We start from the raw sequence: 633 nt of genomic DNA on the forward strand, positions 1-633 counted from the left end.
GCGTCTTCTTCCCTCTTATGCTTTTCATGAGGCTGCAGGCTTTCGGCAAGTGCTCCGGGATAACGTTCGTTGACAGCACGATGATTCCGGTGTGCCATAACGTGAGGCGCTGTTTCAACAAGGTGTTCGAAGGTCTTGCCACGGATGGAAAGGGGACCATGGGGTGGTGCCACGGATTCAAGCTGCATCTTATGTGCAACGACAGAGGTGAGGCCATAACATTCTGTCTTACAAGTGCTAACGTTGATGACAGGGACGACAGGGTATGGAGCGTGTTCACAAAGGAGCTTTATGGGAAGGTCTTTGCCGACAGGGGGTATATCAAGAAGGAACTCTTCGAAAGTCTCTTCAGCAACGGGATACACCTTGTCCATGGCCTGAAGGCGAACATGAAGAACAAGCTCATGCCAATGTATGACAAGATAATGCTGAGGAAGAGGTATGTCATCGAATGCATCAATGACCTGCTGAAGAACAAGGCGGAGATTGTACATTCAAGGCACAGGTCTGTGCACAACTTCATAATGAACATCTGCTCCGCACTGACTGCATACTGCTTCTTTGACAACAAGCCCGAGGCTATGCCCGTGCATGTGGAGAAATCAAGCCAGATGGAGCTATTTTAAATGATTT

Annotated in this window: 1 protein-coding gene; it reads left to right on the forward strand. The window is 48.8% G+C overall.

Annotated elements, in window-relative coordinates; translation table 11 throughout:
* On the forward strand, positions 1–626 hold a 626-nt coding region (locus tag E5358_RS14950), incomplete at its 5' end, for an IS982 family transposase (RefSeq protein ID WP_135940945.1).
* Positions 627–633: the final 7 nt, after the last annotated feature.

The sequence above is a fragment of the Palleniella muris genome, assembly GCF_004792655.1.
Lineage (GTDB): Bacteria > Bacteroidota > Bacteroidia > Bacteroidales > Bacteroidaceae > Prevotella > Prevotella muris_A.